We start from the raw sequence: 20726 nt of genomic DNA on the forward strand, positions 1-20726 counted from the left end.
TTTGGGCTACCATGGCGGCCCGGTGCGGAAAATGGCCCACACCTTACATTATCATAATGACAAATTAACATAGTCGGAACATACGGCGCTTCTATGATTGTTTTCTCCTCGTTACAAATTCGCCGCGGCGTGCGCGTCCTGCTGGATAACGCCTCCGCCACCATCAATCCCGGTCAAAAAGTGGGTCTGGTCGGCAAAAACGGCTGCGGAAAATCGACCCTGCTTGCGCTGCTGAAAAACGAGATTAGCGCTGACGGCGGTAACTTTACCTATCCGGGCAACTGGCAGCTTGCCTGGGTAAATCAGGAGACGCCTGCCCTGAGCGAACCCGCTCTCGACTATGTTATCGACGGCGATCGTGAATACCGTAAGCTGGAAGCTGAACTGAACGCCGCCAACGAGCGTAATGACGGTCATGCTATCGCCACCGTCCACGGTAAGCTGGACGCCATCGACGCATGGACCATTCGCTCCCGCGCCTCCAGCCTGCTGCACGGTCTGGGTTTCAGCAACGAACAGCTTGAACGCCCCGTTAGCGACTTCTCCGGCGGCTGGCGTATGCGCCTTAACCTGGCGCAGGCATTGATTTGCCGTTCCGACCTGCTGCTGCTTGATGAACCCACTAACCACCTCGATCTCGATGCGGTTATTTGGCTGGAGAAGTGGCTCAAGAGCTATCAGGGCACTCTGATTCTGATCTCCCACGACCGCGACTTCCTCGACCCGGTGGTGGATAAAATCATTCATATCGAACAGCAAAGCCTGTTTGAATACACCGGCAACTACAGCTCATTCGAGCGCCAGCGCGCGACGCGCCTTGCTCAACAGCAGGCGATGTACGAAAGCCAGCAGCAGCGCGTGGCGCATCTGCAAAGCTTTGTTGACCGCTTCAAGGCAAAAGCGTCTAAAGCCAAGCAGGCCCAGAGCCGCATCAAGATGCTGGAACGCATGGAGATGATCGCCCCGGCGCACGTCGATAACCCGTTCCACTTCAGTTTTCGCGAGCCCGAGAGCCTGCCGAACCCACTGCTGAAGATGGAAAAGGTGAGCGCTGGCTACGGCGATCGCATTATTCTCGACTCCATCAAGCTCAACCTGGTGCCGGGTTCACGTATTGGTCTGCTGGGGCGTAACGGCGCCGGTAAATCGACGCTGATTAAACTACTCGCGGGCGAGCTTAACCCGGTCAGCGGCGAGATCGGCCTGGCAAAAGGCATTAAGCTTGGCTACTTCGCCCAGCATCAGCTGGAATTCTTACGCGCAGATGAATCGCCCATCCAGCACCTCGCGCGACTGGCGCCGCAGGAGATGGAGCAGAAGCTGCGCGATTACCTTGGCGGCTTTGGCTTCCAGGGCGATAAAGTCACCGAAAACACCGAACGTTTCTCCGGCGGCGAGAAAGCGCGTCTGGTGCTGGCGCTTATCGTCTGGCAGCGTCCGAACCTGTTGCTGCTCGATGAACCTACAAACCACCTCGATCTCGACATGCGTCAGGCGCTGACCGAAGCGTTAATTGAGTTTGAAGGCGCGCTGGTTGTCGTCTCGCACGATCGTCACCTGATCCGCTCCACAACGGACGATCTCTATTTAGTGCACGATGGCAAAGTCGAGCCGTTCGATGGCGATCTGGAAGACTATCAGCAGTGGCTAACGGACGTGCAGAAGCAGGAAAACCAGCCGGACGACTCGTCGAAAGATAACGCCAACAGCGCCCAGGCGCGTAAAGACCAGAAGCGCCGTGAAGCGGAACTGCGTACTCAGACCCAGCCGCTGCGTAAAGAGATTGCCCGTCTCGAAAAGGAGATGGAGAAACTTAACGCTCTGCTGGCTACCGTTGAAGAGAAGCTGGGCGACAGCGGTCTGTATGACCAGAGCCGTAAGGCGGAACTGACCGACTGCCTGCAGACACAGGCGAAGACGAAATCCAGCCTCGAAGCGTGCGAGATGGCGTGGCTGGACGCCCAGGAACAGCTGGAATCCATGCTGCAGGCCGACTAAATCCCCGGGAGGGTTATGAGTTTCGATATCACGAGCGACATTACATTTCGTAAACTCAGCATCTTCATGACCTTTATGGAGAAGGGCAATATCGCCCGTACCGCCGAAGCGCTTGGCCTGAGCGGCGTTAGCGTGCACCGCGCGCTGCATACTCTCGAAGAAAATGTGCGTTGCCCGCTCTTTACGCACAAAGGTCGCAATCTCATTGCGCTGCCTTCGGCCTGGACGCTGCTGGAATATTGTCAGGAAGTGATGCAGGTAATGGCGCGCGGGCTGGAAGAAGCGCGCAAAACGGCCGGCGTTGGCCAGGGACGACTGCGCGTCGGCACGCTCTACTCGCTGACGCTGGAAACCGTGCCACGCCTGATTATGGGGATGAAACTGCGCCGTCCGGACCTGGAGATGGACCTGACGATGGGCTCTAACGAGACTCTGTTGCGTATGCTGGACGACGGTTTGCTCGACGCCATCCTCATCTCTATTTCCGAAAGCGATATCGACCGCAACAGTCTGGAAGTGCTCCCCCTGTTCCATGACGACATTTTTCTTGCCGCGCCTGCCTCTGCCACGCTGAACACCAGCGGGCCTGCCGACTTACGTGATTACAAAGACCAGAAGTTTGTCGCGCTGTCGGAAGGGTTTGCCACCTACGCCGGGTTTCAGGAGGCGTTTCATATTGCCGGTTTCGAACCGGAAATCGTCACCCGCGTAAATGACATTTTCTCGATGCTGAGTCTGGTGCAGGCGGGCGTGGGCTTTACGCTCATGCCAGGCAGAATGAAGAAAGTGTATGAGAACTCAGTACAGCTACTGAAGCTGGCCCAGCCGTATCAAATGCAGCAGTTGATTGCCATTGTGTTTGCCCGCAACCGCGAGCAAGACCCCAGCCTGCGGGCACTGGCAGCCGAAGGGCGAATGTATGCCCGCAGTATCGCCCCCGACCCTGCGCAGACCCTACCGCTGTAGCCGCTTAGCCAGGTGTACCGCCACGTCTACACCACTGCGCTCCAGTGAAACCGACTCCCCTTCCCAGGCCGCCTGACGCGTCAGGCAGGTCAGTACACCGCCAGGTGGCATTTCAATCGCCAGCCGAGCTTCACGCTCGTTGGCAGAAATCACCGCTTCCTGCCAGCGCACCGTGCGCGCCATATTCATCGCCAGATCGTCCGCGATTTTCTCAGGCGTCCAGAGCACGCGTCCTGTGCTGCCGCTCAGGTAAACACAGCGCGGGCGTGTGAGCGTGACGGATGTGAACGCCTCCACCAGCTTGTGCGCCGGCTCCGCCAGCAGTTCGCAATGGGAAGGCACGCTGACGGTCAGCCGATGCGCCTTATTAGCCCCTTTTGCCAGCGCGCGTTTCGCCACCTGCGCCATCCCCTCATCGGTGCCGGCGATCACAATCTGCGTTTCCGCGTTCAGATTGGCGATATACGTTCCGGTGCCTTCCAGCAACGCTTCAACCTGAGGCAGGGTCAGCCCCATTATCGCGGTCAGGCCATAACCGTGCGGATAGGCTTGCTCCATGAGATCGCCACGCAGCGCGACCAGCTTCAGCGCGTCGGCAAATTCCAGCGCACCGGCAATGACCGCGGCCGGATACGCGCCAATAGACAGACCGCTGACGATATCCGGTGCCACGCCGCGTTGTTCAAGCTCACGCGCCCAGGCAACACCGGCAATTAACAACGAAAGCTGAACGGCTCGCGTGTGGGTTAACGCTGCCGCGGTATCCAGCGTATCGACTTCGCCACCCAATACCTCGCGGGCCTGCTCCAGCGTCGTGCCAGGCAGGTTTTGCAGCATACCGACATGCTGGGTGCCCTGCCCTGGAAAGGTAAACAGTATTTTCATCACTCCTCCCTGTGCCACGGGTCCGCCACCAGACGTGGCCCACGGCGGGTCTTCAGCAACGTTTTGCCGTCGCGCAGCCACTCCGTCAGCGCAAAGCCGCCTTCAGGGGTGTCGACCTGGGTGTCTGCCCGACATAACGCGCGGCTGAGCTGTGACGCCCAGACACGAAAAGCGTCAGCCGACAGAGGCTGAGGGGCTCGCACCAGCAAATCGAGATCGCTGTCGGCATGAATGACCGGAATACCGGTCGCCAGGGCGTAGCCCGTGCTGCCCGTAATTCCCCACGTCCACGGCCATGCCTGCTGAGAAAGTTGCAACGCCACCTGCACCGGTGGCTGAGTCACAAACGGTGAACGCAGAAGATCGGCGGTCACGCTCAACGCCTCGGGTGAGACCACCCGCACGACTTTTTCTGGCTTCACCCAACCGGCCGCCCGCTGGTCGCGGCGTAAACCGCGTACGCCAACGGGAATACGGCCAGCGTTATCAACATCACGCCGCACGACCACCGGCAAACCGGTATGCCATACCGCATCCACCCAGTCGTCAGTGATGCCTTCCAGCGCGTCACGCGCGTTAAGCCAGATGAGGTCGTGAGGGCGTAATGTTGTGGTCATGATTACATTCCTGAAGTCAGCGAGATAAACAGCGGCAGCGACAGGATACACAGTACCGAGCTTAACAGCAGCACCGCTTCCGCATCCGGAGACTGCACGCCAAAGCGGTTACCGAACACCACGCCGAAGAAACCGGCTGAGAGCGCAATCATCAGGATAGCGGTGATCGCCACGGAGCCGTGCAGACCGAAGATCAGAACGATCCCCCAGGCAATCGCAGGCTGGATAAGCAGCTTGGCAACGGTTGAGGTAATCACCATGGTGTTGATCTGCAGCTTACGCGCAGAGAGGATCACCCCAGTCAGGAACAGCGCGGCAGCCGTTGCAGAAAGCCCCAGTGGCTTAATGGCGGCCAGAACAAGTTCAGGCATTTTGATGCCGATAGCAGACAAAATCACACCCAGCAGGGGTCCCATCACAATCGGTTTTTTAATCGAGCGCCACATCAGCACCGGCAGCATCGAGAGCGTTGAACCGGAGTTATTGCCTTCGGCACGCGCTTTTTCACGTTCCAGAATCAGCAGGCAGAACGGCGTCATCAGTACCGAACCACAGGCAATAGAGACCGCCACGGACAGTGAGGTTGAAGAGCTTTCCCCCAGCACGCTGCCCAGAATCGGCAAGCCAAGCGCGGCATAGTTTGGCAGCGCAACCGTCAGCGTAAGCACGGCGGCATCCTGTGGGGATTTTTTAAAGACGCTGGTCGCGAGGAAGTAAATGGCCGCGTAGGTTATCCACATCGCCAGGGTCAGCACCAGAATCAGCGATGACTGGGCTACGATGCCGGTCCACGGGGTTTGCACCGTGGCGCTGAACAGCGCGGCAGGCAAAGCAAAATCCATGACGAAGATATTGAGCAGGGAGACATTTTTGTTATCGACCATCTTTGCCTTACCGGCCCAGAATCCCAGCAGCATGATGACGAAAATCGGTGCAAGAGCATGAACAATTACGTAAGTCATAATTCACCTGTAGTAAAAAAGTTTAAGCACTGGCGCGATGATTATTATTTTCAGGATGCAGGTTCCCGCGCGGACGTAACGGTTACGTCCGCGGGGAGTGCATCTGGCAGGTCTCTTTTTACTTACCAGCTTGCCCGCATGCGTTCGCGTACGAGGGCAGAGCTGCGGCGATTGTCAGCACCGAGACGGTTTTTCAGGGTGTTGTCCTGACGAGCGTCATGGATGGCCTGTTGCAGCGTGGTTTTCACCTGCGTCAGATCGTTTTCAGAAGGGGCATCCGGGTTGCTGATGTCCAGCAGGTTGGAAAGCAGCCCCAGAGTGGCGTAGTTGCTGATGTCATAGGCCATTGGCGGGATCGTTGCCGCCAGTTTTTCCAGCGCATCCACGGTACGTAGCGTAATACGCGCCGCAGACTCTTTACCCATGGCATGGATCAGCACGCCTTTATCGTTAAAGGCAATCAGGCGGTTTGCCTGGTACCCGTGCGCCAGAAACGCGCCGGACATCGCTTTACCAACGATAAGTCCAATCACCGGATGGCCGGCCAGACGCGCGTTAGCATAGGCCGCCGCCGCGCCGGCCAACGCCTGGTGAATACCAAATGCCTCTTCACGACGGCCATAGGCCTGGCTTGGCACATCAATCACCGCCACGATCGGGCGCTTCACGGCGCTGTTGGCATCGGCGGCAACGGTTTCGCTCACCACTTTCGCCAGCGTCCAGCCTTCCAGCAGACCGACTTCCCCTTTCGCCGCGCGCGGGAAGTGGTTGTTGGCATCCGGTACCACGGCAACAAAACGTACCGTTTCACCGTTAAGTTCACCATCGGCCGCCTGTACGGACGGGCATAACCCATCCAGGCGTCTGGCGTTCGGCGCGAGCGTTTGCAGCCAGAGTTCGCCACGGCTTACTGAGTTAGTCATCATTTCACCTCCCGGGCAAAGAGCGCTTTAATCTGTTCGGCATCGGCCTGTTTGCGGGTGTCGAAATTCGTCAGACGGTTCAGGTAATCGTCATAGTTATCGGTGCGATGTTTCGCAGGCACGCCTTTGGCAATCGCGTCGTTCATCGCCGCTTTCACCGCGTTCACGCCATCGCCAACCAGCGCATCCACCAGGCCGCTTTCATAGCGGACTTCGCCACCGGTCATGCTCCAGATAAACGGACGGTCGCGGGAGTCATACTCTTCAATTCCCGCTTCCTGCTCGATAACCTGAGGACCATTCAGACCGAGACGCGCTTCGCGGGTGACAATCAGGTAGCTGCACAGTGCAGCAGCGATAGACATCCCACCGAAGCAGCCCACGGTCCCGGCCACAATCCCGACCACCGGGGTGTAACGCCGCAGGTCAACAATTGCTGCATGAATATCGGCAATGGCCGCCAGGCCAAGGTTGGCTTCCTGCAGACGCACGCCGCCGGTTTCGAGACACAGTACCGCCTGCGTCGGGATCCCGTTGCGGTTATCTTCTGCCGCCAGCTCCAGCGCGGCCGCCATTTTGGCGCCGGACACTTCGCCCATGCTGCCGCCCTGGAACGCACCTTCGATCGCCACCACTACCGCAGGCTGGCCGTTGAGGGTGCCTTTGGCGACCACCATGCCGTCATCGGCCTGAGGAACGATGCCCTGCGGCCCCAGCCACGGGGAGATAATGCCTTCAAAAGGATCCAGCAGTTCGCGATAGCTCCCGTCGTCCAGCAATGCCTGCGCACGCTGGCGAGCTTTTAATTCAATAAAACTCCGATCATCACGCATGGCTCACCCCTTCAAAAACCTGTTCGATACGAATGCGTGCCACCCCCGGCGTCGCGCCAAAGTCGTGGATCGTCAGTTTTCCTGCAGGCAGGCTGCTGACGGTGTGCAGGCGGTTGAACAACGCCTCCCAGCGACCGCGGCTGTTGTCGACGGACGTGGTGATATCAATGGTTAACGTCTGGCCCGGTTCGGCGGCAAACAGCACCTCCATATCCCCGGAACCAACAACCCCTGCGAGCGCTTTGCCGCTTAACGCGCGGCTCGCTGGCATGGTTAATGTGATTTTTTCCATAACATCCTCTTAATGCTTTGAATAAGGCGTTTCGATGCGATCGAGAAACAGCGTGGCGGCAAGCAGGTCGGCTGCTCCGCCCGGTGAGGCATTGAGTGCCAGCATGTGGCGGTCTAATCTCGCCAGCGCCATCTGGCCAGCGGATGTCGCGCATCCTCCGGCGCTCAGCACCGCACGCGCACCGTTCTGCATGGCCTCCAGCCCCGCCATCCCGGCGCGCGACAGCACGCAGGTATCGGTAAGCGACGTCATGATGGCCATCAGCGCATCGAGCCTTGCGTACGTTTCGCTGCTGCCGTTAAGACGGCTCAGACGAAGCCGCGGCAGAGCACGCTGCATCACGTGTGGAAATGCCTGCTGAGCCTCTTCACGTGCGCCCGGAACCCGGTAGCGGCGCGTGGCGCGTAGCCCTTTGCTGAACACTTTCGGCGCCGCGTCATCGGGCAGTTTCGCCAGCTGTGCCGCGGTATTCGCTACCGCCTGCGCGCTGGCATCGCCACCGAGCATCGCCACGGCACTGACCAGCAGCCCCAGCGCCCAAATCGCGCCGCGGTGGGTATTTACACCGTCGGTAGCCGCCATCATCTGCTGCTCACCTTCACGGCCGAGCCGCCCTATGGTTTGCCTGAGCGCAATATCCGCCGGACGCTGCCAGCTGTGTTGCGCCAGCGCCTGAAACGTGGGGGTCAGGCTGCGCGCGGAACGCTCCATCAACGCGAGCGACAGATCGTGGTGCGCGCCGTTCCCCCGACTGTCCACCAGACCGGGTTTCGGGCTTAACTGTGCTTCGTCAATCAGACACTGCGTGGCGGTTCGCGCCAGCCATTCGGCACCGCCTTCAACCTGAATCTGGGGCAGAAGTTTCATTACCAGCTCCGGAATTTCGCAGGTGGGTTGTAAAGACCGCCAGACCATTCAACCAGGTCTGACACGCTGCCTGCTGCCAGCAGAGAACGGGTGGCATCGGTGCGGCGAATCCCCATATCTTCCGGGTAAACTACTTTGCCGCTCTGGCGCAACTGCGCCACACGTTTGGCATCAACGCCCAGACCGATATCGGTGATCCCCGCGACGGCCGCAACCATCGCCCGGCGCTCTTCCAGACTTTCTGCGCGATAGAGGTAAGCAATCCCCTCTTCCGTCAGCACATGTGTCACGTCGTCGCCGTAGATCATGACCGGAGCCAGAGGCATCCCGGACGCTTTCGCAACGTCAACAGCATCGAGTTTTTCCACAAAGGTCGGTTTCACGCCTGCCTGGAAGGTTTCCACCATCTGGACGACGAGTTTTTTACCGCGCTGCATCGGATCAGGTTCGGTGATCATGTTCAGCCAGGCCGGGGTGGCATGACGACGACCATGCGGGTCATGGCCCATGTTTGGCGCACCGCCGAAACCAGAGAGACGACCACGGGTCACGGTTGAGGAGTTGGCATACCCGTCGACCTGCAGGGTTGACCCGATGAACATATCAACGGCGTACTGGCCTGCCAGCTGACAGAAGGCGCGGTTGGAACGCATAGAGCCGTCGGCACCGGTAAAGAAGATATCCGGACGTGCACGAATGTACTCTTCCATCCCCAGTTCGCCGCCGAAGCAGTGCACGCTTTCCACCCAGCCGCTTTCAATCGCCGGGATCAGGGTTGGGTGCGGGTTAAGGGTCCAGTGTTTACAGATTTTGCCTTTCAGGCCGAGCTGTTCACCGTAGGTCGGCAGCAGCAGTTCAATCGCCGCGGTATTAAAACCAATCCCGTGGTTCAGGGATTGCACCTGATGTTCCGCATAAATGCCTTTAATGGCCATCATCGCCATCAGGATATGTTCCTGTTTGATGAGACGCGGGTCGCGGGTAAACAGCGGTTCGATAAAGAACGGTTTGTCGGCCACCACCACGAAGTCAATCCAGGAGCCGGGAATATCAACGCGCGGAAGGTCGCATTCGTCGTCCACCAGCTCATTCACCTGTGCGATGACAATGCCGTCATGGAACGCGGCCGCTTCCACCAGCGCGGGGGTATCTTCGGTGCTTGCGCCGGTATAAAGATTACCTTTTCGGTCTGCTTTAAAGCCGGCAATCAGCGCCACGTTTGGCGAGAGGTCCACGTACAGACGTGAATAGAGCTCTATGTAGGTATGGATAGCACCAATTTCGAGCTGACCATCTTCCAGCAGCTGCGAGATGCGCAGGCTCTGGGTACCGGAGAAGGAGAAGTCCAGCTTGCGGGCGATACCTTTCTCAAAGATATCCAGATGCTCGCTACGGCCCACGCTTGGCATAATCATGTGCAGGTCATGCACGATTTGCGGGTTCACTTCAGCCAGCGAGCGTGAAAGGAAATCGGCCTGCTTCTGGTTATTACCTTCCAGAACGACTTTGTCGCCAGGCGCGATCAGTTTTTCCAGCATGGCGACAAGATCGCCGGTTGGCAGTACCTTGCCCTGCACCGGTACGGATGCCAGACGACGCGCTTTCTCGGTGCGTCGTGTGTTCCATTGCCGGGTGGGTGTTTGCCCAGATAACATTATTAACCTCCTGATTCAGCACATCATTCTGATTTGCTTAACGTTGAGTAAAGTGTGCGCTGTGGCGAGGAAGTCATCAATTAAGCGCAGGGCGGAATCATTAGCCTGAGAGTAATAATCAAGGTAAATATTTGTGATCGAGATCAGTTCATGTTTCGGAAAACCAGGCTAAACGGGGTACAATTCGGAAAGAACAGAAAATAACTGACAAGAATTAGCATCGCCGTTATGAGCCAAATCATTCCATCAGACTTCGACATCATCGCCGAAGACAGCACCGAGTTCGTGCCTATGCGCGGCGTGGCCAATTGCCATCTGCAGACCATGCTGCCGCGACTCATCCGCCGTAAGGTTCAGTTCACGCCGCACTGGCAACGGCTGGACTTACCGGACGGTGACTTTCTGGACCTGGCATGGAGCGAAGAGCCAGAACAGGCGCGCCACAAGCCGCGTCTGGTGGTCTTTCACGGTCTGGAAGGCAGTCTGCACAGCCCCTATGCACACGGGCTCATCCAGGCAGCCAAAGCGCGGGGATGGCTCGGCGTGGTGATGCACTTTCGCGGCTGTAGCGGCGAACCGAATCGCCAGAAGCGCATCTATCACTCGGGTGAAACCGAAGACGGCACCTGGTTTTTACACTGGTTACGGGAAAACTTTGGTACCGTCCCGACAGCGGCCGTGGGCTACTCGCTGGGCGGCAATATGCTGGCGTGCCTGCTGGCAAAAGAGGGCGACACCGTGCCGCTGGATGCGGCCGTCATTGTCTCCGCGCCCTTTATGCTGGAGCAGTGCAGCTACCATATGGAGAAAGGCTTTTCCCGGGTCTATCAGCGTTACCTGCTCAACCTGTTGAAAGCCAACGCGGCGCGCAAGCTGAAGGCCTATCCGGATACGCTGCCGGTGAGCCTGCGTCAGTTGAAAAAGGTCCGTCGCATCCGTGAATTCGACGATCTGATCACCGCCAAAATTCACGGCTTTGCCGATGCGATTGATTACTATCGTCAGTGCAGCGCCATGCCGCTGCTCAGCAAGATCACGCAACCGACGCTTATCATTCATGCCAAAGATGACCCGTTTATGGATCATCACTCTATCCCCGCGCAGGAATTTTTGCCTGCCAACGTTCACTACCAGCTGACAGAGCATGGTGGTCACGTGGGGTTCATCGGTGGAACGTTGCGCCGCCCGAAAATGTGGCTGGAGTCGCGTATTCCTGACTGGCTTACCCCTTATCTGGACGGTGCAAAATGATTATTCCGTGGCAGGACCTCTCCCCCGAAACGCTCGATAATCTGATTGAAAGCTTTGTCTTGCGCGAAGGTACCGATTATGGTGAACATGAACGTTCGCTTGAGCAAAAGGTCAACGATGTGAAGCGCCAGCTCAAAAGCGGCGACGTGGTGCTGGTATGGTCTGAACTGCATGAGACGGTCAATATCATGCCCCGCAACGCGTTTCATGGCTGATCTTTAAACCTTTCCAGTCAGGGAGTTGCTATGTCTGCCAGACATCCGGTTATTGCCGTTACGGGTTCGAGTGGTGCGGGAACCACCACGACCAGCCTCGCTTTTCGTAAGATTTTCGCCCAACTGAATCTCCGTGCGGCGGAGGTCGAAGGCGATAGTTTTCACCGCTACACGCGCCCGGAGATGGATATGGCTATCCGCAAGGCGCGCGATCTGGGTAAACACATTAGCTACTTCGGCCCGGAGGCCAATGACTTCGGCCTGCTGGAGCAAACCTTTCAGGAGTACGGCCAGAGCGGCAAGGGGCAGTCACGCAAATATCTGCACACCTACGATGAAGCCGTTCCCTGGAACCAGGTGCCCGGCACCTTTACCCCCTGGCAACCGCTGCCGGAACCGACCGACGTCCTGTTTTACGAAGGGTTGCACGGTGGCGTGGTGACGCCGCAGCATGACGTGGCGCGTCACGTGGATCTGCTGGTTGGCGTGGTGCCCATCGTGAACCTTGAGTGGATCCAGAAGCTGACGCGTGACATCAGCGAGCGCGGCCATTCACGCGAGGCGGTGATGGATTCCGTCGTGCGCTCCATGGAAGACTACATAACTTATCTGACGCCGCAGTTCTCCCGCACGCATATCAACTTCCAGCGCGTACCGACAGTGGACACCTCTAACCCGTTCGCGGCCAAAAGTATCCCGTCGCTGGATGAGAGCTTTGTGGTTATCCATTTCCGCAATCTCGACGGCATTGATTACCCCTGGCTGCTGGCGATGCTGCAGGGCTCGTTTATTTCGCACATGAATACGTTAGTGGTTCCGGGCGGAAAAATGGGGCTGGCAATGGAATTAATTATGATGCCGCTGGTACAGCGGTTGATAGAAGGGAAGAAAATCGCCTGATGATTTCCCTCTCCGCGTGGGAGAGGGTTTCGGTGAGGGCATCAGGGTGAACGATGCCCCCAATATCAGGCGTCGATCACTTCATACGAATGCGTAATTTTTACCGCTTTCTCGAGCATTAAGGCGACCGAGCAGTATTTCTCCGCTGAAAGATCGACCGCGCGTGAGACCGCCGCGTCTTTCAGTTCTTTCCCGCTGACGATGAAATGCAGGTTAATGTGGGTGAACAGGCGTGGTGCCTCTTCGCGGCGTTCTGAGGTGAGTTTTACTTCGCAGTCGGTCACATCGTGCCGGCCTTTTTGCAGGATCGACACCACATCAATTGCGCTGCATCCACCTGCGGCCATCAGCACCATTTCCATTGGGCTTGGTGCTTTATCGCCGGAGTTACCATCCATCAAAATCTGGTGTCCTGAAGCGGACTCGCCCAGGAACGTTAAACCTTCAACCCATTTCACACGCGCTTGCATATTCACTCACTCCAACGTTGCATTTTTGGTGACAGATTACGCGTGCGTTACATTTCTCGCAATGGAAGGCGACCTGCGTCATGCTGAAGCGAGACACCAGGAGACACGCGGCGAAAGCTATGCTAAAACACTCAGGATGCTACAGTAATACATTGACGTTACACATGTATGCAGAGGACATCAAACTTTACTGGCTGCGAAACGTTACGATAGCCGACTTCCCAGGGTATGGGTAAGAATTCGATTGCAACCCCAGAGTCCGGATGCATCTTATGACTCTGGTGACAGCTTATAACAGAGGATAACAGCGCATGGTGCTTGGCAAACCGCAAACAGACCCGACTCTCGAATGGTTCTTGTCTCATTGCCACATTCATAAGTACCCATCGAAGAGCACGCTGATTCACCAGGGTGAAAAAGCGGAAACGTTGTATTACATCGTCAAAGGCTCGGTGGCAGTGCTGATCAAAGATGAAGAAGGGAAAGAGATGATCCTTTCTTATCTGAACCAGGGCGATTTCATCGGTGAACTGGGCCTGTTTGAAGAAGGCCAGGAACGTAGCGCCTGGGTTCGTGCAAAGACAGCATGTGAAGTGGCTGAAATTTCCTACAAGAAATTCCGTCAGTTGATTCAGGTTAACCCTGACATCCTGATGCGTCTTTCTTCGCAGATGGCGCGCCGTCTGCAGGTGACATCTGAGAAAGTGGGTAACCTCGCCTTCCTGGACGTGACCGGCCGTATCGCTCAGACCCTGCTGAATCTGGCGAAACAACCCGATGCGATGACTCACCCTGATGGCATGCAAATTAAAATTACCCGTCAGGAAATCGGTCAGATTGTCGGTTGCTCCCGTGAAACAGTGGGCCGTATTCTGAAAATGCTGGAAGATCAGAACCTGATCTCCGCACACGGTAAAACCATCGTGGTTTACGGAACGCGTTAATTCCGCTAAAACGGCGTGCCATCGCAAGGTGTCACGCCGTTTTTGTCTCTATTCCCCATGTGGCGCAGGCTGATTTATCACCCGGAAGTTAACTACGCACTGCGACAAACGCTGGTGTTGTGCCTTCCTGTGGCCGTGGGCCTGATTCTGGGCCATCTTCAGCAAGGTCTGCTCTTCTCTCTCGTTCCCGCCTGCTGCAACATTGCCGGTCTGGATACACCGCATAAGCGCTTTTTCAAACGGCTGATCGTGGGCGGCTCGCTGTTTGCGGGTTGTAGCCTCGCCGTGCAGCTTTTGCTGGCCCGCGATATCCCGCTGCCGCTGATCCTCACCGTCCTGGCGATGACCCTGGGCGTAACCGCTGAAATCAGCTCACTGCACGCGCGTTTGCTTCCCGCGTCGCTGATTGCCGCCATCTTCACGCTGAGCCTTGCGGGCAACATGCCGGTGTGGGAGCCGCTGCTGATCTACGCCCTCGGTACGCTGTGGTACGGGCTGTTTAACTGGTTTTGGTTCTGGCTGTGGCGGGAACAGCCGCTGCGGGAATCCCTGAGCCTGCTCTACGTGCAGCTGGCGGATTACTGTGAAGCCAAATACACCTTGCTCACCCAGCATACCGATCCAGAAAAATCACTGCCGCCGCTGCTGACGCGTCAGCAAAAGGTGGTGGACCTGATAAGCCAGTGTTATCAACAGCTGCATATGCTCGCCGCCAATAAGAACCACGAATATAAGCGGCTGCTGCGCGTCTTCCAGGTGGGGCTGGACTTACAGGAGCATATCTCCGTGAGCCTGCACCAGCCGCAGGAGGTGCAAAAACTGGTCGAGCGCAGCCATGCCGAAGCGGTGATCCGCTGGAACGCGCAAACCGTCTCCGCGCGCCTTCGGGTGCTGGCTGACGATATTCTGTATCACCGCTACCCCACGCGCTTTAACATGGACAAACAGCTCGGCGCGCTGGAGAAGATTGCCCGTCAGCATGAAGACAACCCAGTGGGTCAGTTTGCCGCCTGGCACTTCAGCCGTATCGCCCGCGTGTTACGAACCCAGCGTCCGCTTTATCCGCGCGACCTGATGGCCGACAAACAAAAACGCCTGCCGCTGCTGCCGGCGCTCAGAAGCTACCTCTCCCTTAAATCATCTGCCCTGCGCAACGCCGCGCGAATTAGCGTGATGCTGAGCATTGCCAGCCTGATGGGCATGGCGCTGCATCTGCCCAAACCGTACTGGATTTTAATGACCATCCTGTTTGTCACCCAGAACGGCTATGGCGCGACGCGGGTGCGCATTCTGCACCGGGCAGGCGGAACGATGGCGGGGCTGATCATTGCGGGCGTTACGCTGCACTTTCACGTGCCGGAAGGCTATACGCTGGCAGGGATGCTGGTGATCACGATGGTGAGCTACCTGATCATCCGCAAAAACTACGGCTGGGCGATGGTGGGCTTTACGGTAACGGCGGTGTATACCCTGCAGTTGCTCACGCTCAACGGCGAGCAGTTTATTATCGCCAGGCTGGTCGATACCCTGATCGGCTGCCTGATTGCCTTTGGCGGCATGGTCTGGCTGTGGCCTCAGTGGCAAAGCGGGCTGCTCAGACAGAACGCCCACGATGCGCTGGAGGCTGACCAGCAGGCCATTCGCCTGATCCTGAGTGACGACCCGCAGCCCTCCCCGCTGGCGTATCAGCGGATGAAGGTCAACCAGGCGCATAACGCCCTGTTTAACTCGCTGAATCAGGCAATGCAGGAGCCCGGCTTTAACTCGCACTATCTGGCGGACATGAAGCTCTGGGTGACGCACAGCCAGTTTATCGTTGAGCATATCAACGCCATGACCACGCTGGCGCGGGAACATACGATGCTGACGCCCGATCTGGCGCAGCGCTACCTGCAGTCGTGTGAGATTGCCCTGCAGCGGTGTCAGCAGCGACTCGAGTATGACGCGCCTGGCGAGTCAGGGGATTCGAACATTCTGGAGGCGCCAGAGACGCTCACCCACGGGCCAATGAGCACCCTGGAGCAGCATCTGCAGCGCGTTCTCGGGCATCTGAACACCATGCACACCATTTCGTCGGTAGCATGGCGTCAGCGCCCTCACCACGGGATATGGTTAACCCGTCGCTTAACGCGAACGGAGTCTTAAGTGTTTACGATCTTCGCGACCGCCGCGGCAAAACGGTTTAACCCGTCTTCAATGTCCTGATTTTCGACCACCAGCGACGGCGCAAAGCGCATCACGTCCGGCCCGGCATTGAGCACCATCACCCCTTCATGGGCGGCGGCGTGCAGGAAATCGCGCGCGCGGCCTTTGTACTGTGGCTTCAGCTCCGCGCCGATCAATAACCCCATCCCGCGGATCTCGCTGAAGACGTCATACTGGTCATCAATCTGCTGCAAATGCGTCACGAAAAGCTCACGCTTCGCGTTGACGCCGCTCAGAACCTCAGGGGTATTGATAATGTCGAACGCGGCACCCGCGACGGCACTCGCCAGCGGGTTACCGCCGTATGTGGAACCGTGGGAACCCACGTGGAACGCGGAGGCAATCTCCTGCGTCGTTAATACCGCACTGACCGGGAAGCCGCCGCCGAGCGCTTTGGCGCTGGTCAGAATATCCGGCGTCACGCCGTAATGCATGTAGGCAAACAGGGAGCCGGTACGGCCCATCCCGCACTGCACTTCATCAAATACCAGCAGCGCCTGATGCTCATCGCACAGGTCGCGCAGCCCTTTCAGGAACTCAGGCGTGGCAGCCGTTACGCCGCCCTCTCCCTGGATCGGCTCCACCACCACCGCACAGGTGTGATCATCCATTACCGCTTTTACCGCATGGAGATCGTTAAACGGCACATGAATAATATCGGCCGGTTTTGGTCCAAAACCGTCGGAATACTTTGGCTGTCCACCGACGGAAACGGTAAACAGCGAGCGACCGTGGAAGGCGTTGTGGAAAGCAATGATTTTGGTTTTGTACGGGCTGTGGCGCGTGGAAGCATAGTAGCGCGCCAGTTTGAAGGCGGTTTCGTTCGCTTCGGTACCGGAGTTCATAAACAGCACGCGTTCAGCGAAAGTCGCGCTGATTAACTTGCGGCCCAGACGCAGCGCCGGTTCGTTGGTAAAGACGTTGCTGGTATGCCACAGGGTTTCCCCCTGGGTTTTCAGCGCCTCCACCAGCGCAGGATGGCAATGACCCAGCGCCGTCACCGCAATCCCACCGGCGAAATCAACATACTCTTTCCCCTGCTGATCCCAGACTCGGCTGCCTTTCCCTTTTACCGGGATAAACTCAGCCGGTGCATAAATCGGCAGAATGACTTCATCGAATGTCGCGCGGGTAATTGCAGATTGTTCAGTTGCCATGTCATGACCATCCATTTTATGTCACAGTGATTGTGAAAATATAATCACAAAATATGCATAAAAAATCACAGTAAGGCAACCACTATTCAACGATTGAGGAAATTTGCCAGCAGCTGGTGTCCCTGCTCGCTGAGGATACTCTCCGGGTGGAATTGCACCCCTTCGAGGTCCCATTCACGATGTCGGATCCCCATGATCTCCCGGGTATCGCTCCAGGCGGTAACCTCAAAGCATTCCGGCAGCGTTGACGGGTCAATGACCAGCGAATGGTAGCGCGTCACGGTAAGCGGATTATTAAGCCCCGTAAACACGCCCGTGCCGGTATGGGTCACCGGCGCGGTTTTGCCATGCATCACTTTGGCGGCGCGCACAATGGTGGCACCAAACACCTGCCCAATGGCCTGGTGGCCCAGGCAGACGCCAAGAATGGGCAACTTACCGGCGTAGTGATGAATGACATCCAGCGAAATGCCCGATTCCGACGGCGTGCAGGGCCCCGGAGAGATAACGATTTTCTGCGGGGCAAGCGCGTCGATTTCGGCCAGGCTGATGTCGTCGTTGCGGCGGACCACCACCTCTGCACCCAGTTCACAAAAATACTGGTAAAGGTTCCAGGTGAAGGAATCGTAGTTATCAATCAGCAGAATCATGGCGGCTCCAGAAAAACGTGCCGCCCTATTCTACTCAGTTTCCCGCGCTTCGCTCACTACTTTGGCAAAGATGGCGTTCAGGGCCGTTAAATCGCCCATTGCGCCGCTCTGGTTGGCCGCCGCCCATTTGCCCGGGTCGATATCTTTCCAGCTCAGCTGATAGCCTGCATGGATGGCAAGTTGTTCGAAGAAGATCCGCTGAGCGATACCGTTGCCAATCCGGAAGGGATGGAGCACGTTGATCTCACAGTAGTAGTGACTCAGGCGGGCCACAAACTCCTCTTTCTGCAGACCGTTGAGATACCCCTCTTCCTCGAGATCCTGCATCAGGACATTGCCCTCTTTCTCGATGTAGGCGAAGTGGCAGAAGCGGGTGTCGCCCTGATAAATATCGATTTCGCGGATATCGCCCGCCCAGTCAAAAATATCCTGATAAAGGTGGCGGTGGATTGCACAGAGATGCGGCAACCCCGGCGCCGACGGGCCTAAGCCGAGCGTCGCCACCCGCAGCGCGGTGATCTCATAGGATGCCTTTGCAAGACGGTCAGCCTGGCGGATATTCAGACGGTTACGCATCACATTCAGACCCGGGTAGAGATACGGGTCACGATCGTCACCGATTTTATCGCTCATAGTGCCTCCTGAGTTCTTCAAGACGGCTTTGCGCATCCTGGGCGTTTAGCGTAACGAGCGGGCTATCAACCCCCTCAAGGCGGCGGCTGGCCTGGAAATTACTGTTTCGCTGCTGCTCCCAGAGACGGGATTTTTGCTTATCGGTGAGTTTTTTCACTTAACGCCTCCCTGAAGATGTCCGTGTGCCACAAGTATAAGCAGCAAAACGCGCTTTCGCAGGGAGGTGAGCGAAACACGGGCGAGAAGCGCCCGTGTCAAAGAAGGTTACGGCAGAACTTTTGCAGAGAGGATCACAACCGGTTTCGTCGGCACATTCTGGTATGGGCCAACGTCATGGGACTGCACCTGAGAAATCTTGTCAGCCACATCCATCCCTTTCACCACTTTACCGAAGACCGCGTAGCCGAAGTCGCGCTGGCCGTGATCGAGGAAGGCGTTATCCGCCACGTTGATAAAGAACTGGCTGGTGGCGCTGTCTTTATCTGCAGTACGCGCCATTGAGATGGTACCGCGGGTGTTGCGCAGGCCGTTATCCGCTTCGTTTTTAATCGGTGCGTTAGGCTGCTTTTGCTGCATTTGCTCGTTAAAACCACCGCCCTGCACCATAAAGCCCGGGATCACACGGTGGAATGTGGTGCCGTTATAGAAACCGTTATTCACGTAGTCGAGGAAGTTTTTCACAGAAACCGGAGCTTTCTGGCTATTCAGTTCCAGCTCAATATTCCCGGCGGAGGTGGTCAGCAGAACGTGAGGGTCTCCTTTGGCTGCCAGCGCAGCAGGGGAAACGGCAGAAAGAGCAAACACAGCTGCGACAGCCGCCAGCGTTGATTTGAGCATGAGAATTCCTTAACAAAGCGCAGTATAAAAAGCGAATGGCTTGATTCTAAAGAGCAGTATGAACGGAGACCAGCCTTTTACCTAATTTTACGAAATTGAAACAGTTGTAACCACGCAAACGATTGGTTATGACGCCTATTAATGTGATCTGAATCACATAAAAACCTGCAATAGCGATCGAATTTCTCTTAAAAGATATGAATGGATCACTTTAATGTCTAAAATCTGCCCGCTCTCAGCGCCCCTCGGGCGCTTTTCTTTTCCTGAACAGGCCAGACATGACTAACAGCAATCGTATCAAGCTCACATGGATCAGCTTCTTCTCCTACGCCCTGACCGGCGCGTTGGTGATCGTCACCGGGATGGTGATGGGTAATATCGCAGATTACTTCCAGCTGCCCGTTTCCAGCATGAGTAACACCTTTACCTTCCTCAACGCCGGGATCCTGATCTCCATTTTCCTGAATGCCTGGCTGATGGAAATTGTTCCACTGAAAACGCAGCTGCGTTTTGGTTTCGTGCTGATGGTCGCCGCGGTCGCGGGTTTAATGGTGAGCCACAGCATCGCCCTGTTCTCTGCCGCCATGTTTGTGCTGGGTCTGGTGAGCGGTATTACGATGTCCATCGGTACGTTCCTGATTACCCACATGTATGAAGGTCGTCAGCGTGGCGCACGTCTGCTGTTTACCGACTCCTTCTTCAGCATGGCGGGGATGATTTTCCCGATGGTAGCGGCCGTTCTGCTGGCACGCAGCATTGAGTGGTACTGGGTTTATGCCTGTATCGGTCTGGTCTACGTGGCAATCTTTATTCTGACCTTCGGCTGTGAATTCCCGGTTCTGGGCAAAAAAGCGCAATCCACGGACGAGCCGGTCGCGAAAGAGAAATGGGGTATCGGCGTACTGTTCCTCTCCGTTGCCGCACTGTGCTACATCCTCGGTCAGCTGGGCTTTATCTCCTGGGTACCGGAATACGCCAAAGGCCTGGGCATGAGTCTGAACGACGCGGGTAAACTGGTGAGCGATTTCTGGATGTCTTACATGTTCGGCATGTGGGCGTTTAGCTTCATCCTGCGCTTCTTCGACCTGCAGCGCATTCTGACCGTGCTGGCAGGCATGGCAACCGTGCTGATGTACCTGTTCATTAACGGTTCACCGGAGCATATGCCGTGGTTCATCCTGACCCTGGGCTTCTTCTCCAGTGCGATTTACACCTCTATCATTACGCTGGGCTCTCTGCAGACCAAAGTGGCGTCACCGAAACTGGTGAACTTCGTGCTGACCTGCGGCACCATCGGCACCATGTTGACCTTCGTGGTCACCGGCCCGATCGTCGCCCACAGCGGCCCGCTGGCCGCGCTGCATACCGCTAACGGTTTGTACGCGGTGGTGTTTGTGATGTGCCTGGTTCTGGGCTTTGTGACCCGCCACCGCCAGCATAATACGGCAGCGGCGTCCCACTGATCC

At 57.0% G+C, this 20726-nt stretch carries 22 protein-coding genes; 8 read left to right on the forward strand and 14 right to left on the reverse strand.

The annotated features are described in order from the left end of the window. The first annotated feature begins 93 nt into the window (after positions 1-93). Both ACN9MQ_RS20760 and ACN9MQ_RS20765 read left to right on the forward strand, forming a co-directional pair. Positions 94-1998, forward strand: a complete 1905-nt coding sequence (locus ACN9MQ_RS20760; protein WP_410377754.1) for an ABC transporter ATP-binding protein — start codon at positions 94-96, stop codon at positions 1996-1998. A gap of 15 nt (positions 1999-2013) precedes the next feature. After that, complete coding sequence (locus tag ACN9MQ_RS20765) at positions 2014-2964, forward strand: LysR family transcriptional regulator (protein WP_047355660.1); 951 nt, start codon at positions 2014-2016, stop codon at positions 2962-2964. On the opposite strand, the gene mdcH is transcribed toward ACN9MQ_RS20765, so the two are convergent. The 8 genes from mdcH to mdcA form a co-directional block, all read right to left on the reverse strand. Continuing rightward, positions 2953-3849, reverse strand: coding sequence for a malonate decarboxylase subunit epsilon (mdcH, locus tag ACN9MQ_RS20770; protein ID WP_410377753.1), 897 nt, complete (start codon positions 3847-3849; stop codon positions 2953-2955). The genes ACN9MQ_RS20765 and mdcH overlap by 12 nt on opposite strands. After that, the gene (locus ACN9MQ_RS20775) at positions 3849-4466 is read right to left on the reverse strand and encodes a malonate decarboxylase holo-ACP synthase (RefSeq protein ID WP_059306250.1); all 618 of its coding nucleotides are present in this window, start codon (positions 4464-4466) and stop codon (positions 3849-3851) included. Before ACN9MQ_RS20775 ends, mdcH begins: the two co-directional genes overlap by 1 nt. A 2-nt stretch (positions 4467-4468) precedes the next feature. Then, positions 4469-5428, reverse strand: a complete 960-nt coding sequence (locus ACN9MQ_RS20780) for an AEC family transporter (protein ID WP_410377752.1) — start codon at positions 5426-5428, stop codon at positions 4469-4471. Positions 5429-5550: 122 nt separating this feature from the next. Then, complete coding sequence (gene mdcE / locus ACN9MQ_RS20785) at positions 5551-6351, reverse strand: biotin-independent malonate decarboxylase subunit gamma (protein ID WP_410377756.1); 801 nt, start codon at positions 6349-6351, stop codon at positions 5551-5553. After that, entirely contained in the window at positions 6351-7184 is an 834-nt protein-coding gene (locus ACN9MQ_RS20790; RefSeq protein ID WP_014171921.1) for a biotin-independent malonate decarboxylase subunit beta, read from the reverse strand. The genes mdcE and ACN9MQ_RS20790 overlap by 1 nt, the downstream gene beginning before the upstream one ends. Beyond that, complete coding sequence (gene mdcC, locus ACN9MQ_RS20795; RefSeq protein ID WP_020884595.1) at positions 7177-7476, reverse strand: malonate decarboxylase acyl carrier protein; 300 nt, start codon at positions 7474-7476, stop codon at positions 7177-7179. Before mdcC ends, ACN9MQ_RS20790 begins: the two co-directional genes overlap by 8 nt. 9 nt (positions 7477-7485) lie before the next feature. Further along, positions 7486-8343, reverse strand: a complete 858-nt coding sequence (locus ACN9MQ_RS20800; protein ID WP_041162887.1) for a triphosphoribosyl-dephospho-CoA synthase — start codon at positions 8341-8343, stop codon at positions 7486-7488. Next, a complete protein-coding gene (gene mdcA / locus ACN9MQ_RS20805) occupies positions 8343-9998 on the reverse strand; it encodes a malonate decarboxylase subunit alpha (protein ID WP_014171924.1) in 1656 nt (551 codons plus the stop codon). The genes ACN9MQ_RS20800 and mdcA overlap by 1 nt, the downstream gene beginning before the upstream one ends. Before the next feature lie 228 nt (positions 9999-10226). Between mdcA and ACN9MQ_RS20810 the strand changes: the two genes are divergently transcribed. The 3 genes from ACN9MQ_RS20810 to ACN9MQ_RS20820 are packed head-to-tail and all read left to right on the forward strand — an operon-like array spanning position 10227 to position 12364. Then, positions 10227-11249 (forward strand): hydrolase, encoded by a 1023-nt coding sequence (locus ACN9MQ_RS20810; RefSeq protein ID WP_014171925.1) that lies wholly within the window; start codon positions 10227-10229, stop codon positions 11247-11249. Continuing rightward, the gene (locus ACN9MQ_RS20815) at positions 11246-11464 is read left to right on the forward strand and encodes a YheU family protein (protein ID WP_003861664.1); all 219 of its coding nucleotides are present in this window, start codon (positions 11246-11248) and stop codon (positions 11462-11464) included. Before ACN9MQ_RS20810 ends, ACN9MQ_RS20815 begins: the two co-directional genes overlap by 4 nt. A gap of 30 nt (positions 11465-11494) precedes the next feature. Next, positions 11495-12364 carry a phosphoribulokinase gene (locus ACN9MQ_RS20820; protein ID WP_014171927.1) on the forward strand — a complete coding sequence of 290 codons (870 nt, stop codon included), beginning with the start codon at positions 11495-11497 and terminating at the stop codon, positions 12362-12364. 65 nt (positions 12365-12429) lie between these two features. Here ACN9MQ_RS20820 and ACN9MQ_RS20825 read toward each other — a convergent pair whose 3' ends face one another. Then, positions 12430-12834 carry an OsmC family protein gene (locus tag ACN9MQ_RS20825; protein WP_025202873.1) on the reverse strand — a complete coding sequence of 135 codons (405 nt, stop codon included), beginning with the start codon at positions 12832-12834 and terminating at the stop codon, positions 12430-12432. Positions 12835-13145: 311 nt separating this feature from the next. Between ACN9MQ_RS20825 and crp the strand changes: the two genes are divergently transcribed. Continuing rightward, on the forward strand, positions 13146-13778 hold the full coding sequence (crp, locus tag ACN9MQ_RS20830) for a cAMP-activated global transcriptional regulator CRP (RefSeq protein WP_000242758.1): 633 nt from the start codon (positions 13146-13148) through the stop codon (positions 13776-13778). Positions 13779-13835: 57 nt separating this feature from the next. Beyond that, complete coding sequence (locus tag ACN9MQ_RS20835; protein ID WP_020884592.1) at positions 13836-15923, forward strand: YccS/YhfK family putative transporter; 2088 nt, start codon at positions 13836-13838, stop codon at positions 15921-15923. Here the strand turns inward: ACN9MQ_RS20835 and argD are convergent. The 5 genes from argD to ppiA all read right to left on the reverse strand — a co-directional run bounded on the left by argD (position 15920) and on the right by ppiA (position 19260). Next, positions 15920-17140 (reverse strand): bifunctional acetylornithine/succinyldiaminopimelate transaminase, encoded by a 1221-nt coding sequence (argD, locus tag ACN9MQ_RS20840; protein ID WP_410377751.1) that lies wholly within the window; start codon positions 17138-17140, stop codon positions 15920-15922. The two genes, ACN9MQ_RS20835 and argD, sit on opposite strands and share 4 nt — an antisense overlap. A gap of 86 nt (positions 17141-17226) precedes the next feature. Next, positions 17227-17790 carry an aminodeoxychorismate synthase component 2 gene (pabA, locus tag ACN9MQ_RS20845; protein WP_014171933.1) on the reverse strand — a complete coding sequence of 188 codons (564 nt, stop codon included), beginning with the start codon at positions 17788-17790 and terminating at the stop codon, positions 17227-17229. A gap of 30 nt (positions 17791-17820) precedes the next feature. Next, on the reverse strand, positions 17821-18423 hold the full coding sequence (locus tag ACN9MQ_RS20850) for a putative adenosine monophosphate-protein transferase Fic (protein WP_025202869.1): 603 nt from the start codon (positions 18421-18423) through the stop codon (positions 17821-17823). After that, a complete protein-coding gene (locus tag ACN9MQ_RS20855) occupies positions 18413-18580 on the reverse strand; it encodes a YhfG family protein (RefSeq protein WP_014171935.1) in 168 nt (55 codons plus the stop codon). The genes ACN9MQ_RS20850 and ACN9MQ_RS20855 overlap by 11 nt, the downstream gene beginning before the upstream one ends. Before the next feature lie 107 nt (positions 18581-18687). Next, positions 18688-19260 carry a peptidylprolyl isomerase A gene (gene ppiA, locus ACN9MQ_RS20860; RefSeq protein WP_014171936.1) on the reverse strand — a complete coding sequence of 191 codons (573 nt, stop codon included), beginning with the start codon at positions 19258-19260 and terminating at the stop codon, positions 18688-18690. Positions 19261-19538: 278 nt separating this feature from the next. On the opposite strand from ppiA, the gene tsgA reads away from it, so the two are divergent. Beyond that, entirely contained in the window at positions 19539-20723 is a 1185-nt protein-coding gene (tsgA, locus tag ACN9MQ_RS20865; protein ID WP_020884588.1) for an MFS transporter TsgA, read from the forward strand. Positions 20724-20726: the final 3 nt, after the last annotated feature.

The organism is Enterobacter sp. R-25, from assembly GCF_049913205.1.
Taxonomy (GTDB): domain Bacteria; phylum Pseudomonadota; class Gammaproteobacteria; order Enterobacterales; family Enterobacteriaceae; genus Enterobacter; species Enterobacter ludwigii.